Below are 16,166 nucleotides of genomic sequence, written 5' to 3'. Positions count from 1 at the left end.
CGCAATAAGCAAATTTCTTAGTCTGCTAAAATCACCGCAGTACCATTTGCGCTTACCATGAGCATGCTTCCGCCACTACCTACGGTTTCGTAATCTAAGTCAACACCAACAATGGCATTTGCGCCAAGTGCGGCAGCGTATTGCTGCATTTCATTAACAGCGGTATCTTTCCCTTCTCTTAAAACACGTTCGTAAGAACTTGATCTGCCTCCTACTATATCTGTTATTCCTGCAAATAAATCTTTAAAGATATTTGCGCCTATAATGGTTTCTCCGGTTACCAAACCAATATATTTTATAATTTTTCTGCCCTCAACTGTAGGCGTTGTGGTTACTAACATCGTTTCAGTTTTTATCATTAGAGCAAATTTTTTAAAAAATGTTACATTTTTCCTAAATGCAGCAGTAAAAAAATATGCTTTAGCAACTGGCCTTTGCCAGCCTATTCAAGTAAAGTGGTCGTTGTCCTAAACGGCTAATCATTAGGTTAGCATGATAAATTAGTATCAGGGACATTACAGACAGTTTTTTCAGCAGTTACAGCAACAAACCCGCTACCTCTTCCCAGTTATTTACGCGTTCATATTCTGTAACCAGCAAATTATGGGGAGAGGTGTATAATAATGGCCTGCCACTAAAATTTATAAAGTTTTTAATGCGGTCATCTATGATAATATCAGCATTCACAATTTTATTTCCGCAGAACATGATGTGTTGCCAATCAATAAAAGGGAAATGCTCGGCCAGCCAATCGTATTTATCAACCAATGAATTACGGAACTCCATTGCTGCAGAAACAATATAAACATCGTATTTCTGCTGTAAGGCCTTAATTACCCGTTGGCTATCCGCAATAACGTCAAGATCGCGAAAAAAACCAGGCTCATTAATATATTCGAACCATTTTTGATTTACATCTTGTGGAACATGGTGATAGATTTCATTTCCAGCATCAATTTTCAAGTCTAAAGGCACGTTAAAATCCCGGTTATAAAGTTTAATAAATTTCCCAACGGCATCGGCGATCACCTCGTCCATATCAATCGCTATTTTTTTCATTTGTATCAGCAAATATTTAGGGGTAAATATCCTGAAAACAAAGAAATTAAACTATGTTTTTAATTTCCAGTATTTTAGTTATCTTTGCAGCCCCGCAGCATGCAGCTCCGGGAACTATGTTGAATACATAAATACAAAAGAAAATGGCAACTAAAATCAGATTGCAAAGATTTGGTAAAAAAGGAAAACCTTTTTTCCACGTTGTGGTAGCAGATTCTCGCTCTCCACGTGATGGTAAATTTATTGAGCGTTTAGGTTCTTACAACCCAAATACCAATCCTGCTACCATCGAAATTAACTTCGAAAAAACTTTGGCCTGGGTTAACAGTGGTGCACAACCAACTGATACTGCTCGTGCTATCCTTTCCTACAAAGGTGTTTTATACAAAAAACACTTAGAAGGTGGTGTTAAAAAAGGCGCTTTAACCCAAGAACAGGCAGATGAAAAATTTGCAGCTTGGTTAGATGCTAAAGCAGGTAAAATTTCTGGTAAAGCAGAAGGCTTAGCTAATTCTAAAGCAGATGCGCGTAAAGCAGCGTTAGCAGCAGAAGCTAAAAAGAAAGAAGATAGAGCAGCAGCTATCGCAGCTAAAAATGCACCAGTTGCAGAGGAAGTTGTTGAAGAAGAAGCTCCGGCTGTTGAGGCTGAAGCAACTGAAGAAGCTCCTAAAGAAGAAGGCGCAGAATAGTTTTTAATTATTTTGTCTGATAAAATAGCGTTCCGATCTCCGGAACGCTATTTTTATTGATACCCCCTGCCCCTAAAGGGGGGTATTATTAAATCCCTTTCAGGGGATTTAGGGTAAGTATGAAACACGAAGAAGCATTTTATATAGGTTATGTAACCAAAACGAGGGGTTTAAAAGGAGAAGTTCAGGTATTTTTTGAATTTGACGAATATGAAGAACTTGAATTTGATGTGGTATTTGCTGATATGAATGGCAAACTGGTTCCCTATTTTGTAGCTTCTGCAAAGCTACAGTCTAATAAAACCGGCTACTTTAACTTTGATGATGCGGATCATATCGATAAAGTACAGCCACTATTAAAAAAGAAATTGTACCTGCCCCTTTCGCAAATGCCCGAACGCGAAGAAGGAGAAATTTTTTATACCGATTTCAAAGGGTATCTAGCCATAGATGAGACTTTGGGCGAATTGGGCGAAATCCTGGAGGTTAATGAATATCCACAACAATTTGTGGCTACTGTGATGTACAAAGAAACGGAAGTCCTGTTTCCGTTAAATGAAGATTTTATAGTAGAATACGATGAGGATGAAAAGATACTCACCCTCAGTTTGCCTGAAGGTTTGCTGGATGTGTATCTGGAAAAATAAATTGCCCGGTATCATAAAATAATTAACGTGATGTACATCTAAATCTTTATATTGGCTGTATCTAATTAATTCTTTTATGTTTAAGAAACGATCTAAAGCTATTGCGCTACTTTTAATGGCGGCTTCATTTCAAGCCTGTACTACACAAAGATTATCTTTAAAAGCCAACCAACGTTTAGTTGGGATTTGGCAAAATGTGAAAGATCCAGCATCTTTCATTACCTATACCGAAGATGGCCATTTTTACAATAGTCATAAAGACGGCGATAACCAGGTGATTACGCATAGCGGTAATTATAAAGTTATTGGGGATGATGCTTATTTACTTGATATTACGTACGAATTGCCTAACCGAAAGTATGCGTTGAAAGATCGCCAGTATATCAATCATTATGTTTTTGGAAAAGATCTTAAAAGTGTAAAGCTCTCCGGAGTGGTGTATGGTAAATCGGGTTCGGATACACTTAGGTGGGAAGAGAATATGGTAAAAGTGAACACATTGTAGTTTATTATATTTAAAAATTTTAAAACCAATATGATGAAAACCCTTAAATCTCTTCTTATTTTTGTTCTTTTTTTCTTAAGCTCAAATGGTATTATCGCCCAGGAGAAAGCAACGTTGGCTGATTTTGTTGGTGCATGGGAATTTGTAACGCCACCCCGCCAGGCGGATGCTCCATCAATGCCATTTTTATCAACCCTTAAGGTATTTGATAAAATGGGCAACTGTCTCCAGTTAAAAGTAACTGAACAAGGTACAGTGGTGTGGCAAACCGCTAAATTGAAGTAGAAAATGAGAGTTTTATCAAAGAAAGTGTTAATTATTCTATCAGTGCGCCATTAAATAATACTGTTTCCAGTTTAAAATTTAAGTTTTTTGATGGGCCTGACGGTAATAGGTACCTTGGTTTAATGGGAGGTGTAAAACAAGTTGAGGGAAAAGAAACTTACCAGTGGCAGGAATTGTGGCGGAAAGTAGATAAAATTAAAAAAGGATAAATATTTGCCTTAGTTAGTGTAAATGTAGGACTAACTATTAGTTGGTTCGTTTGCCAAGAGAAATACAAAGGTATTTGATCGAAGTCTGATCTTTAAATTTGACAGTCAAAAGCCTTACCTTTGCCATATGCGTTTCGATATTATTACCGTTTTACCCGCTTTACTGGAAAGCCCTTTTGCCCATTCTATTTTGCATCGTGCACAAAAAAAGGGCATAGCCGAAATTGTTGTGCATAACCTGAGAGATTATGCCACTAACAAGCAAAAAAGTGTAGATGACTATCAATATGGCGGTGGCAGTGGCATGGTGATGAGTATTGAGCCTTTCGCCAACTGCATCGAAAAATTACAGCAGGAGCGACCCTACGATGAAGTGATTTTCATGAGTCCTGACGGCACTACCCTTAACCAGACTTTGGCCAATGAATTGTCGATCAAGGGAAATATAATCATTTTATGTGGTCACTATAAGGGAATTGACCAACGGATCAGGGACATTTACGTTACAAGGGAAATTTCCATTGGCGATTATGTGCTAAGTGGCGGAGAACTTCCTGCGGCGGTTTTGGTAGATGCGATTACCCGCTTAATTCCAGGCGTTTTGAACGACGAAACCTCAGCACTCTCCGATAGTTTTCAAGGTGAGTTATTAGATGCTCCGGTATATACCCGTCCGGCAGAGTGGAGAGGACATAAAGTTCCCGATATCTTACTCAGTGGACATGAAGCTAAAATCGCAGAATGGCGCCACGAAAAAGCTTTGGAACGTACACAAAGCAGAAGGCCTGATCTTTTGAAATAATTTTGTTTGTAACAAATAAATTACTAGATTTGGTTATTACCAAAATCTAATCTCTCATGAATAAAACGCTCCTCTTGACCGCTTGTGTCTTCACAGTTTTATGTAGCTGTAGAAAAGAAAATCCTGCTCAGGAATTTGATCAAAAAACGAACCTCACACCAATCGACGCAAATGTCAGGTATAATCCTTACGCTTTAAAGAACATGAAGAAAGCCGCGAGGCGCATGTTAGAAAGTCAGAACAAGTATGTTTTAGACTATAAAACGTCGAGAAATGGCGTAGCTGCCGGCATGAACGGAAATCCGCACCAAAGGTTGAGTTCGGCGGAAAGTAAAGAGGTGGTGGAAAACACGATGGCGGCCACGCATTACTACATCAAGTTTAAACCACTGAACGAAGCTCAATTAGCGGTATTAAAATCAGATAGTACCATTACCATCTACCCTTTTCCGCTTGATGCCGAAGTCAATCCCTATAAAGGAAACTACCGTGATCCTGCTGTTCCGACAGGGCAGCCGACCTACCAGTACGCCGCTGTTGAGGTCGACAAAGTTTTGCCTAAAATTCCTTTGGAAAAACTTGAGGAACTGTATTTACCTGATGAAAGAAAGGCAACGAATACAGTTAAGCTCCAGGACGGCAACCAGCTGTATACATTAAATGCACGCATGCTGACACAGGAGTCGATGTGTGATGGGCCATCACCAGTGGAGCCACAGCAGGTTGAGAATCTTGGCAAAAACAGCAATGGCTATAACAAATTGACGCAATTAGCTCCCCCAGAAGACTGTACTGAGGGCGGAGGTAGCACTGGCGGTGGAAGTGGCGGAGGTTCTGGCGACCCTTATCGCAACGGTGATGACTGGCGCCCGCATGGCCGAATAACAGTTTACGATGAAGTAAAAAATCAAATAATTGGCGTGGAGGGCATAAGAGTAAGGGCAAGAAGGTGGTTTACCACTTACAATGGCTTTACCGATGGGAACGGTTACTATGCTGTTGATGGTTGGTTCACACGCCCCGCGAATTACTGGCTCGACTTTGAAAGATATGAATTTTCTGTAAATGACCACGGTGGCGGCCCTCGTGAAGTTGGTGGGCCGAAGATCGAAGACGCCTGGAATGTACAATTTGAGGATTACGACAAGTTTTGTAGTACCATTTTCAGGGCTGCGTACCACTATTACTATAAAGATATACAAGGATTAAACAGACCTCCTGAAAATGGGTTCTGGAATACGCAAATGAAATTGGGTGCTTATAATGAGAATAATGCGGAGGATAATGGAAATCATGCCCTATCAGACGTCTATTTGGAATCGGCGAAGCGATACATATCTACAACCCTAACAGAAGAATAGATGACATATATGCTACAACGATACATGAACTAGCACATGCTGTGCATTGGAAAATAGATCACAGCCATTACAACAACAATGATTTGGCAACAAATATGATGGCGGAATCTTGGGCGAGAGGATCGCAATGGTTTTTGACAAAGATGGAATATCCTAATTATCCAGGAGGAAGTGTATATCTACCTAAGTATACAAATGTAGTGATTGATTTAGTAGATGCTAATGGCAGTTTTGACAACAATGGATTTTCGGACAGCAGAGATCTTGTAAGCGGATACTCAATGATACAAATACAAGACGCTTTAAATGGAGCATCGAATGGTACGGATTGGAAAAACAACTTAAAAGACAATTATGAAAACAATACAAAACAGCATTTGGATGCGCTTTTCAATGCTTGGGGCTTTTAGTATCCTAGCTTTAGGATTTTCATGTAAAAAAAAAACCGATTATGCTCAGTTTGCAGAATTTCATTATGTCAATGCAAGTAGCAAAGAAGTAAAAGTCGAATATCCTTTAAAAAATTTTACCATCTTACCGAGTGAAAGATTTACAATCAAACAATCTGATGTTGGACCAAAAACCATATCTCCCGAAGTTTATAATGACCCCTTACCATTATATTTGACTGGAGAAAAAAGAGACGAAATTTTTAACAGAATAGGAACAAAATGCTTGATTTCTACCAGAACAAGCCAACATAGCCTGATCAATATCAACAGCTACACCGTAGAGAAAATTAATGATGGTTATTACAAATTCACCTACACTTTTACGGAAGAAGACTATGACAGGGCTGTAGCTTGTCAATAAAAACTATGCTATTAAAATATAGTAACAAGCATCTTGAGCAAGGGTATAACTTTAGAGTTAAGCAGACAATGGGTTAATTCCTAACAAAAATAACATCTATAGAACTAGCATATACCACTAGATGTTTAATATTCAACTTCGAAAAATGGCAGGTGTTACCATCTGTTGACCCATCTAAAGCTTTTTATAGAAAGGGACTACTGCCTGTCAAAATATAAGCCGAATATTACGATTTGAGTTATAATCGATGAAAACAACACAGAACAAAATCTGGATGCGCTTTTTGCTGCTTGGAATTAGCTTTTATTTAACCGCTGTAAATGTGAATTGTGGTAAAAGAAGCGTGGACTACGTTCAATATGCGCAATATGAGTTCATTAATAAAACGCAGTATTCAATTAAAGTTATCGAAAGTAGATCTCCAGACATCTCCTTTAAAATAGACAAAGGCTCAACTTATAGCTTACTTAGAGAACAGGACGGCTCGGATAAAATCGTTACGGAACAGTCATATATAAGCCCTTTTTTTTCTAGCCAAGTGATTATCGAATTTGACAATACCAGATGCCTGAATATGACCTCTCAAAGTGAAAAATCAGTTTTTAATCTGGAAAATTATAGTTCGATTCGTATGAACTCAAGAAAATACAAATTTACTTACACATTCACGGAACAAGACTATGACAGGGCTGTAGCTTGTCAATAAAAACTATGCTATTAAAATATAGAAACAAACATCTTTATTTTAATAGCAAGAACTATAGGAGCGAAAAGATAGATCATAAGATGAACAAATTTACCTACACTTTCACCGATGAAGATTACAGTAGGGCGGTGGTTTGCCCGTAAGAAAGATAATTAACCAAAGAGCGGTTTTAATCGTCTATTTTCATATTGACAATTACATCTATTACCTTTGGGGTGAAGCATTTAAGCCTAATGAATGTGAATTGCGAAATAAATGTGGAAAAAAATAAATTCTGTTTTTTAAATTGAAAAATAATGCCTAATATTGCAATCCGAATTTCACGGGTTGAAATATCGCTTAAATAGCTTATAACAATGGATTTAGTAAAATTTGTAGAAGAGCAGGTATTCGCTAAAAAAGAATTTCCTTCTTTCAAATCAGGAGATACAGTGAGCGTACACTATAAAATTCGCGAAGGTAACAAAGAACGTGTTCAGATTTACCAAGGTGTTGTAATACAACGTAACAGTGCAGGTGCTAACGAAACTTTTACTGTTCGTAAAATGAGCAATGGCGTTGGTGTAGAGCGTATCTTCCCATTCAATTCTCCAAACATCGAGAAAGTTGAAGTGAATAGCTATGGTAAAGTTCGTAGAGCGAAATTGTTCTATTTACGTGCTTTAACCGGTAAAGCTGCTCGTATCAAATCTTTGAGAAAATAATATTCTTGATTATAAGATATAGCCTTCACGATTAATTTCGTGGAGGTTTTTTTGTTTATACCTTTGTGAAATGTTAAACGCTGCTTTTTTCGATCAGATTTTTTGGGGCAATACCATAAAGGCTTATTTCCTTTTCGGAGGAATACTTCTTTTTGGCCTGGTTTTCAAAAACATCGTGTCTAAGCTGTTAAGCAAGTTGCTTTTTAAGCTTTTCAGGAACTTTTCAAACCAATCACATGATGATGCTTTTGTGGCCCTGCTGGTAAAGCCCATTGAAGTTTTTATTCTGTTATCCACACTTTACCTCTCGATCAACCAATTAAAACACCCTTTAGAAGCGACTGTATTCCATTACAGCAAGTTAATTGGAAAGGTTAAAGAATCTATACCGGTTACGATTGGCGACTGTATAGACCGAATATTTTTGTTTGGGATCATCCTTTCATTTTTTTGGATTATTCTGAGGATAATTGATTTCATAACACACGTTTTGTTATTTAAGGCATCGCTTACGGAGAATAAGGCAGACGATCAATTGGTTCCTTTTTTAAAAGAATTACTTAAAACAACTGTAATTTTTATCGGCTTTTTCACCCTGTTGGGTTTTGTTTTCGAAGTTAATGTGTTAACACTGATCACAGGATTGGGCATTGGTGGTATTGCCATTGCATTGGCTGCGAAAGAGAGCTTAGAGAACTTAATAGGTTCATTTACCATCTTTTTGGATAAGCCGTTTGTGGTTGGCGATCTGGTAAAGGTTGACGGCGTAGAAGGCACTGTAGAAAAGGTTGGTTTTAGGAGTACAAGGATCAGAACTTCTGAGAAGACCATGGCTACGCTACCTAATAGAGGGATGATTGACGGGGTTTTGGAAAATCTTTCCTTGCGAAATTCACGTAAGGTATCATTTGTAATCGGACTTACCTATGAAACGAGCTCAGATTCACTAAGAAAAATCATTTCCGAAATTCAGGATTATATCAACAACCATGAAGGGACCAGTGACGATGGAAATGCTTCCTTTAAAAGCTTTGGCGATTCAAGCCTGAATGTAGAAATCAACTATTTTGTAACCGTGCTTAATTATACCGAATTCCTCAAAATCAGGCAGGAAATTAACCTGGAAATTATGGATATCGTGGTTCGGAATAAATCGGACTTTGCTTATCCGACACAGCGCTTAATTAGCGACAAGCCATCGGCTTCTGGCGTTAAGGAAGAAGTAGGTAATGATGCTACAGATTAGTTGATCCTGTTGGTTTGTATTTCCATAAACCGCTGCGTAAATTAAATAAATTATCATACAGAAAGTACAATGGATAAGAGAAAAAGTTGCTTTTAGGAAAGCAAAGCCTGCGAGAATAAATAAAGTTTATACCTGCTATCCATTACAAGTCCTTTAACGATGAAAAATCGGAATCCCGGCTCTCCGTTGCTATCAGGTTTGGGTGGATTCTTTAGTGTTTCAAAATCCCTTTGGGTTGCCCTTGGTCTTTGTTCTCACAGAACGCCGTGTTAATCAAATGATAATAACAAAAAAGCCGGTTTAGCATTAACTAAACCGGCTTTGCTAAGATATTATATGCTTAACTTAAAGTTGCCAATGTGGTGATCCCGCCTTTTACAACCTGGTTAAGTTCTACGTTAACTTTGGTGCCTACCGGAAGAAATACATCTACTCTCGAGCCAAATTTGATGAAACCAAACTGTTCGGTTTGTACCACCTGATCGCCTTCTTTGACGTACCATACAATCCTGCGGGCCAAAGCACCTGCAATTTGACGGAATAATACAGGCGTACCGTTTTTATGTTCAACAACGGTGGTCGTACGCTCATTTTCGGTAGAAGATTTTGGATTCCAGGCGGCAAGGTATTTTCCCGGATGGTATTTGAAGAATTTCACTACGCCCGAAATAGGGTTACGGTTGATGTGTACATTAACGGGCGACATGAAAATCGAAACCTGTAAACGTTTATCTTTAAAATATTCACCTTCTTCGGTTTCTTCGATGACCACAACTTTACCGTCTGCCGGACAGATCACCAGGTCATCTCCTGAAGAAAAACTGCGGCTCGGGTTGCGGAAAAACTGCAGTACAATAATGAATAATGCCGCCGAAAAGATATAGATGAACCAGCGCAACCAGGTAATGTCATGGTATTTATAATCGACTATGGCATTGATTACGAAGATAAACAAGATGCTTAAGGCAATAGTGGTGTAGCCTTCTTTATGTATGGTCATTGTTGTAGAAATTATTGGGCAAAGGTGCGAAAAATAAATTAATCCAATCTAAAAATTATGCGCCTGTTGCTCTGTAAATATCAGTTAGGTTTCTGCCAAGACCATTATAATCCAGGCCATAACCGACCACAAATTCATTAGGTATTTCGAAGCCAACATATTCTAATGCTTTAATCTCATGTTTTAAAGCACTGGGTTTGAGTAAAAGAGAAGCTACTTTAACTGAAGCCGGATTTTTTTCTTTGATCGTTTTTAAAATATGCGTTAGCGTTAAACCTGTATCAACAATATCTTCCACAATAATGATATCTCGACCTTCCAGATTGTCTGGCAAGCCAATCAGTTCTTTTACATTTCCCGAACTCGCCGTTCCCTCGTAAGAAGCTACACGCATAAAAGCAACTTCGCAAGGTACATGAATCTCTTTGATCAGATCAGCCATAAACAGGAAGCTACCGTTTAGCACACCTATAAATAAAGGGCATTTATCCTCATAATCTACATTCAATTGAATACCCAGCAAACGGATCCTTTTGTTTAAGGTATCATTTTCTAAAAAAATTTCGAACTCTTTATCCTCTACTTTTATTTTGTGCATGCTGCTTTGTTATTGTTTGAAAAGGTTTTAATGTTGGAAGGTGGTAAGGTTGTGGTTGATGATTGCTTATTGTTGGGTTGTTTTTCTAATTGACAACCGTTAACTGAAAACCTGTTACCCAACTTCAGTCTCCCAATGCTCAACTCAAAACTACTGTTCCTGGTTCTTTTCCAGTTCCTTCTGGCGTCTCCGTTCTTCTCTTCGCTCCTGCCTCAGCTGTTTTTTGGTTTTGGTAGTATCGGCTGGGGTGGTCATCTGCTTATTGGTGGTGGTATCTTTTTTAGAACTGCCACCGAAAAGACGTTCGAAGAAGCTTTTGTTTTTGTCCTGTACAATTACAACCGGTAATCCATCTCCATCATCGTCAAACGCAGAGGTATCAACCATAGCAGTGTCTGGAGCTAAATAACGACGCAACCCTTCCCGGAGGCGAACATTATAAAAGCCATATCCTGAGGTATCGCTAGGAGTTAAACCTTTTCTGGCCATAATATTACCCATAAACCTGAAATAATTGAACATGTAAGGTTTCAGGCTGCCATCAGCCATAAATTTATACATGGAGGCTTTTGGTTTAGGTACAATACTGGCGAGAAATAGTCCTTCGCCAATGGTTAAATCTGCGGGTTGTTTTCCAAAATAGTATCTTGAAGCCTCTCCTATTCCGTAAATGTTTTGTCCCAGTTCCATAATGTTGAAGTATACCTCCAACATCCGCTGTTTACTGATGAGGTGATTATGCTCGATTAGCCAAACAATCAAAATTTCTTCGGCTTTACGGGCCAAAGTTTTCTGGCGGCTTAAATACACATTTTTAACTAATTGCATGCTGATGGTACTGCCACCGCGCTTAAATTTCTTTTCCTTAAAATTTACAGCAATAGATTTGCGGATCGATTCTTCTACAAACCCATTGTGCGTAAAAAAAGAAGGATCTTCTGCCGTTAAAACCGCATTGATAAAATTCTTTGAAATGGCCGATAAAGGTGTAAAATTCGGATTCGATGGGCCAATAGTAATATCACGCATCGGTTTGCCGTATTCATAGGGGGTATAGATAAAAGTATTGTTGATTTTTTGCAGGTTGGTTTTGCCCCACTGTAAAATTTTGAAATTGACCGGTGTGAGTGTGGAGTTGAAGCGTACACTATCGGGCACCTTGGTATCCAGATAAAAATTAAGGCTGTATTTAACCTTGCCTTGTACTTTTAATCCTTCCAGCGATTCAAACAAGCCTTGTGGAAATGCATCTAAAACGGCCTGTGCGTCCTGTTCTTCGGCATTGAGCTTTAGTTCGTATATTTTATTTTTTCCTAAAGTATATTTAACAAATGGGTGGATCTCTGCATTTTTTAAATAGGCCGTAGAGGTGCTGTCCAAGGCAATATAATTCTGGCCAACTAAAATATCAGCATCCAGTTTTGCGCTTTGTACGATAATATCGTTTGATGCAATACGGGGCTGATTGATCAGCATATTTTTAACCGACCAGGAGCCGGATATCTTATAATCATCGCCACTGTATTTGGCATTTTTTAATTCGGTTTGCAAGGTATCGAAACTAAGCCTGGCGTGTAATTTATTGTTGAGGTAAGGCAATTCGAGCTTTTTTCCGTCAGCATAGGCCAAAAAGTTTAACTTTTTACTCCCCGGATCAACATAACCGTTAACATGCCAGGTAGATTCGTTATTGTTTACATCGATGGTTGATTTCAGATCTCCTCCATCAATTGTGGCAGTGGTTGCAAAGCTCAGTTTGGCCGTATCATGATCATTTAGTTTAAAAACCATATTCTTCACATCCATATCATCAGGAATTTTATATAATACCTGATTTAAAATGTTGCTGGCGATTTCGGATAAGTTTGCTTTTTGATTGGGCTGAATGCTGTCTTTTTTCTTCCGTTTTAAGATAAAATCGATATTAGTGGTCGAATCTTTTAGCACGACACTTACATAACCTTCTTTAAGTTTTATTTCCGAAAGTTTTACATTACCAAATATCAAAGGAAAAAGTTTAACACTAACACTGAGTTCATTAATGTTTGAAAGGGTATCGCGTTCCTTGGGAACGACAGAAATATTGGTCATTTTAACGGTGCTGAGCCCGGCAAAATCCGCCGATCCGATTTTAACTTCCAAATTGTAATCTTTATCTGCCTTAGCGATTGCTTTGGCTACCATTTTTTTAAGAAGCGCTTCCCTTTTGCTATAGGCTACGGCTCCAAAAGCAATACAAACGACAAAAAATACACCGAAAAACCAGGCACCGATTTTTAAATATTTTTTGGGGATCTTAATTTTTGGTATTTGCATATAGTCGTTAAAATGGTTAATTGCTTAAACGTAACAATTAAATGTTTATTTCGTGTTAAAATTACAGTTAAAAAGCCTAAATAAAAGTATTTGTGGCTATGTTTTATTAATTTTGAATTTAAATTAATACCATGCAGATTAGCCCGCAACAAGTTTTAGATGCGCTTAAAAATGTTGAAGATCCCGATCTTAAGAAAGACCTGGTGACTTTAAACATGATTAAAGATTTACAGATAACAGATAACCAGGTCAATTTTACATTAGAGCTTACCACCCCGGCATGTCCGATGAAGGAAATGCTGAAAAATGCCTGTACAAATGCCATCAGGCATTTTGTGTCGGCCACAGCAGAGGTAATGATCAATGTAACGTCGAGGGTTACTCAGCCCAGCAATTCATCATCGTTAGATAACATCAAAAACATTATTTTGGTTTCATCCGGAAAAGGAGGAGTTGGAAAATCTACCGTAGCGAGCAATCTGGCGGTTGTACTGGCTAAAGATGGTGCCAAAGTTGGCCTTATTGATGCTGATATTTACGGTCCATCGGTACCAACCATGTTTGATCTGGTTGATGCGAAACCAGGTGCTGAAGAAACAGCTGATGGAAAGACAAAAATTTTACCAATTGAAAAGTATGGCATTAAATTATTGTCTTTAGGTTTTTTTGCAGATCCCGGCCAACCCGTACCCTGGCGTGGGCCGATGGCATCGAATGCCGTAAAACAATTGTTTAACGATACCAGCTGGGGAGAACTGGATTACCTGATTGTAGATCTTCCACCGGGAACGGGCGATATTCATATTACCATTACGCAAAGTTTTCCAATTTCAGGTGCGGTTGTGGTTACTACACCGCAACAGGTTGCACTGGCTGATACACATAAGGGTTTGGCGATGTTCAGAATGCCTGGAATTAATATCCCGATTTTAGGCGTTATAGAAAACATGTCGTATTTTACGCCTGCCGAATTGCCAGACAATAAATACTATATCTTTGGAAAAGGTGGCGGTACCGAACTTGCATCACGTTTTGATGTGCCGTTTTTGGGAGAGATTCCAATTATCCAAAGTATTGCCGAAGCTGGTGACAAAGGAAAACCCGTAGCATTAAATCAAAACCCACTATTGGATGTTGTATTTGGAGATATTGCCAGCAAAATTGCCCAGCAGATATCCATTAATAATGCACAAATGGTGAATTGCTAAAAAATTACTATTTTTATAAATTAAAATATATATAATGAATTTAACAGAAGAAGTAGAACAGGCATTGGAAACTATCAGGCCGTATTTAAAGGCTGATGGAGGTGATGTTTCTGTTGAAGAGATTACAGCCGAAGGAACGGTAAAGCTTAAGCTTTTGGGCAATTGCGGTTCCTGCCCGATGAGCTTTATGACGATGAAATCTGGTATCGAACAGGCCATTATGAAAGCTGTTCCTCAGATTACCTCCGTGGTTGCTGTTAACATGGCCGAACAAGAATAAGCTTTAACACTATTTAACAAGGAAGTTTTATTAATAAAATTACTTTTGTATTAATGAGATATTGTGTTATCCTGATTTGCCTTATTTTTTCTGTAACCGCTTCTGCACAACAAAAGCCGGCCCAGGATAAACTGATCCAATTTTCCGGGATTATTACCGATATCGACAGTTCAAACGTTATACCATATGTTACCATTACCAATCTTTCTGCGAAAAGTAAAAGGGTTGGTGCCGATTACAGAGGCTACTTTACTTTTATTGTTAACCCTGGCGATACCATCCTATTTACTGCCATTGGTTACAAAAAATTCTCTACTGTAATACCACAAAGTACACCCGATAGCAAATACACCATCATGGTTAAATTGAAAGCCAATGTGATCGATTTACCTTCGGTGCGTGTTTTCCCCTGGGCAACCACTGAAGAATTTACCCGGGAGTTTTTATCGATGAAACTGGCTGATGATGATATGGCCATTGCCAAAAAGAACCTTTCGCGTTCATCAATTGATGGTTTGATCCAAACGTTGCCACGCGACGGACAGGAAATCGGTAGCCAGAATTACCGCTATAATTTTGACAGGATGATCAATAAGAACATGGTGCAAACTAATCCATTGCTTAATCCTTTCGCCTGGGGCAAGCTGATGCAGCAGATATTTGATGGCGATAAGAGCAGGACGAACTAGTCAAGAGTCCTAAGTCTGGAGTCCTTGGTCTATGCATAAGGATTATTTATACTATCTTCCGGCTGAAACAGATCGGTTTATTTAACAAGAAAGACTCTTAACAAGTTTATGGTGAGGATGTTGTGGATTATATTTAGCTTATGTGTAGCTTTTAGGGTTCTTAACTTATTGCGTTTCGTTATCATTGACAGATCCTCCAGTATTCCTCATTGCCGGCTGAAAAAGCCTTCTCACAATGACGGATTTTTACATATGTAATCATATCTAAAAAGATCCTCAAACAAGTTCAGGGATGACGAATGCAAAGAAATTAATAAGGGAAAGCAGGGACAAAAAAAGGGAAAACGCTCCCATTTTCCCTCTTTTATCTTCCATCCAAACTTATCTTTTCTTGCTCTTGTTCGGAAATTTCATTTTGTAATCTGTTTTGATATTTCCTTTCGAGATGGCATCCAGTTTACTTTTAAGCATGGTTTTGCGCAAAACACTTACTTTATCGGTAAACAGTTTCCCTTCAATATGATCGTATTCGTGCTGGATCACTCGTGCAGGCATTCCATCAACATCATCGGTATGCTCTACCCAGTTTTCGTCGAAATAGGTAATTTTGACATTGGGTTTACGCATGATGTTTTCGCGGATATCAGGGATACTTAAACAGCCTTCGTTAAAGCTCCAGGCTTCGCCTGTTTCTTCCAAAATTTCGGCATTGATAAATACTTTTTTATAGCCAGGATTTCCGTCTTCATCTTCACCGGTATCTACAATAAACAAACGGATCGGTAAGCCGATCTGTGGCGCAGCAAGGCCCACACCATTAGCATAATACATGGTGTCGAACATATCGCTGATTAATTTTTCTAATTCCGGATAATCTTTATCGATATCGCTGCAAACCTTTTTTAAAACCGGATCGCCGTAAGCTACTATTGGTAATTTCATGGTATTGTATTTTCTCAGAAGTGAATCTGAGCTCATTAATTATTATAATATGGTGTCAGTCTGAGCCTGTCGAAGACCCATCATTAATTCCTTCAACAAGTTGAGGA

The 16,166-nt window shown here is 38.5% G+C and carries 20 protein-coding genes; 14 read left to right on the top strand and 6 right to left on the bottom strand.

The features are described from left to right. Positions 1-17: 17 nt before the first annotated feature. Both ACK1I8_RS18290 and ACK1I8_RS18285 read right to left on the bottom strand, forming a co-directional pair. Positions 18-341 (bottom strand): heavy metal-binding domain-containing protein, encoded by a 324-nt coding sequence (locus ACK1I8_RS18290; RefSeq protein ID WP_090497467.1) that lies wholly within the window; start codon positions 339-341, stop codon positions 18-20. A gap of 196 nt (positions 342-537) precedes the next feature. Further along, positions 538-1,059, bottom strand: coding sequence for a 5' nucleotidase, NT5C type (locus ACK1I8_RS18285; RefSeq protein ID WP_412466728.1), 522 nt, complete (start codon positions 1,057-1,059; stop codon positions 538-540). Between the two features lie 143 nt (positions 1,060-1,202). On the opposite strand from ACK1I8_RS18285, the gene ACK1I8_RS18280 reads away from it, so the two are divergent. The 11 genes from ACK1I8_RS18280 (at position 1,203) to ACK1I8_RS18230 (ending at position 9,026) form a co-directional block, all read left to right on the top strand. Then, positions 1,203-1,748: a 30S ribosomal protein S16 gene (locus tag ACK1I8_RS18280; protein WP_293786556.1), complete on the top strand. Its 546-nt coding sequence runs from the start codon at positions 1,203-1,205 to the stop codon at positions 1,746-1,748. A gap of 119 nt (positions 1,749-1,867) precedes the next feature. Then, positions 1,868-2,395: a ribosome maturation factor RimM gene (gene rimM / locus ACK1I8_RS18275; protein WP_412466727.1), complete on the top strand. Its 528-nt coding sequence runs from the start codon at positions 1,868-1,870 to the stop codon at positions 2,393-2,395. A gap of 76 nt (positions 2,396-2,471) precedes the next feature. Further along, positions 2,472-2,900 carry a hypothetical protein gene (locus tag ACK1I8_RS18270; protein ID WP_412466726.1) on the top strand — a complete coding sequence of 143 codons (429 nt, stop codon included), beginning with the start codon at positions 2,472-2,474 and terminating at the stop codon, positions 2,898-2,900. Positions 2,901-2,930: 30 nt separating this feature from the next. Then, positions 2,931-3,185, top strand: coding sequence for a hypothetical protein (locus ACK1I8_RS18265; RefSeq protein WP_412466725.1), 255 nt, complete (start codon positions 2,931-2,933; stop codon positions 3,183-3,185). 336 nt (positions 3,186-3,521) lie between these two features. After that, a complete protein-coding gene (gene trmD, locus ACK1I8_RS18260; protein WP_412466724.1) occupies positions 3,522-4,196 on the top strand; it encodes a tRNA (guanosine(37)-N1)-methyltransferase TrmD in 675 nt (224 codons plus the stop codon). Between the two features lie 56 nt (positions 4,197-4,252). After that, complete coding sequence (locus tag ACK1I8_RS18255; RefSeq protein WP_412466723.1) at positions 4,253-5,557, top strand: hypothetical protein; 1,305 nt, start codon at positions 4,253-4,255, stop codon at positions 5,555-5,557. A gap of 41 nt (positions 5,558-5,598) precedes the next feature. Then, entirely contained in the window at positions 5,599-5,967 is a 369-nt protein-coding gene (locus tag ACK1I8_RS18250; protein ID WP_412466722.1) for a hypothetical protein, read from the top strand. Further along, entirely contained in the window at positions 5,912-6,370 is a 459-nt protein-coding gene (locus tag ACK1I8_RS18245) for a hypothetical protein (RefSeq protein WP_412466721.1), read from the top strand. Before ACK1I8_RS18250 ends, ACK1I8_RS18245 begins: the two co-directional genes overlap by 56 nt. Positions 6,371-6,617: 247 nt before the next feature. Then, a complete protein-coding gene (locus ACK1I8_RS18240) occupies positions 6,618-7,076 on the top strand; it encodes a hypothetical protein (protein WP_412466720.1) in 459 nt (152 codons plus the stop codon). Between the two features lie 356 nt (positions 7,077-7,432). Beyond that, on the top strand, positions 7,433-7,780 hold the full coding sequence (gene rplS / locus ACK1I8_RS18235) for a 50S ribosomal protein L19 (protein ID WP_412466719.1): 348 nt from the start codon (positions 7,433-7,435) through the stop codon (positions 7,778-7,780). Between the two features lie 70 nt (positions 7,781-7,850). Then, positions 7,851-9,026: a mechanosensitive ion channel family protein gene (locus ACK1I8_RS18230; RefSeq protein WP_412466718.1), complete on the top strand. Its 1,176-nt coding sequence runs from the start codon at positions 7,851-7,853 to the stop codon at positions 9,024-9,026. Positions 9,027-9,366: 340 nt separating this feature from the next. Here ACK1I8_RS18230 and ACK1I8_RS18225 read toward each other — a convergent pair whose 3' ends face one another. The 3 genes from ACK1I8_RS18225 to ACK1I8_RS18215 form a co-directional block, all read right to left on the bottom strand. Then, entirely contained in the window at positions 9,367-10,026 is a 660-nt protein-coding gene (locus ACK1I8_RS18225; RefSeq protein ID WP_412466717.1) for a phosphatidylserine decarboxylase family protein, read from the bottom strand. 55 nt (positions 10,027-10,081) lie between these two features. Further along, positions 10,082-10,624: a hypoxanthine phosphoribosyltransferase gene (hpt, locus tag ACK1I8_RS18220; RefSeq protein ID WP_412466716.1), complete on the bottom strand. Its 543-nt coding sequence runs from the start codon at positions 10,622-10,624 to the stop codon at positions 10,082-10,084. A 150-nt stretch (positions 10,625-10,774) separates the two neighbouring features. After that, a complete protein-coding gene (locus tag ACK1I8_RS18215; RefSeq protein ID WP_412466715.1) occupies positions 10,775-12,940 on the bottom strand; it encodes a transglycosylase domain-containing protein in 2,166 nt (721 codons plus the stop codon). A 131-nt stretch (positions 12,941-13,071) separates the two neighbouring features. Between ACK1I8_RS18215 and ACK1I8_RS18210 the strand changes: the two genes are divergently transcribed. Genes ACK1I8_RS18210 through ACK1I8_RS18200 form a run of 3 tightly spaced genes read left to right on the top strand, consistent with a single transcriptional unit; the run spans position 13,072 to position 15,117 of the window. Beyond that, positions 13,072-14,148, top strand: coding sequence for an Mrp/NBP35 family ATP-binding protein (locus tag ACK1I8_RS18210; RefSeq protein ID WP_412466714.1), 1,077 nt, complete (start codon positions 13,072-13,074; stop codon positions 14,146-14,148). Positions 14,149-14,182: 34 nt separating this feature from the next. Next, complete coding sequence (locus ACK1I8_RS18205) at positions 14,183-14,428, top strand: NifU family protein (RefSeq protein ID WP_090497495.1); 246 nt, start codon at positions 14,183-14,185, stop codon at positions 14,426-14,428. Positions 14,429-14,481: 53 nt separating this feature from the next. Then, a complete protein-coding gene (locus tag ACK1I8_RS18200) occupies positions 14,482-15,117 on the top strand; it encodes a hypothetical protein (protein WP_412466713.1) in 636 nt (211 codons plus the stop codon). 381 nt (positions 15,118-15,498) lie between these two features. Here the strand turns inward: ACK1I8_RS18200 and def are convergent, their stop codons facing one another. Beyond that, entirely contained in the window at positions 15,499-16,059 is a 561-nt protein-coding gene (def, locus tag ACK1I8_RS18195; protein ID WP_412466712.1) for a peptide deformylase, read from the bottom strand. Between the last annotated feature and the right edge of the window lie 107 nt (positions 16,060-16,166).

Origin of the sequence: Pedobacter sp. KLB.chiD (assembly GCF_047040275.1) — a bacterium.
Lineage (GTDB): Bacteria > Bacteroidota > Bacteroidia > Sphingobacteriales > Sphingobacteriaceae > Pedobacter.
This window is presented reverse-complemented; position numbering and strand designations above follow the sequence as displayed.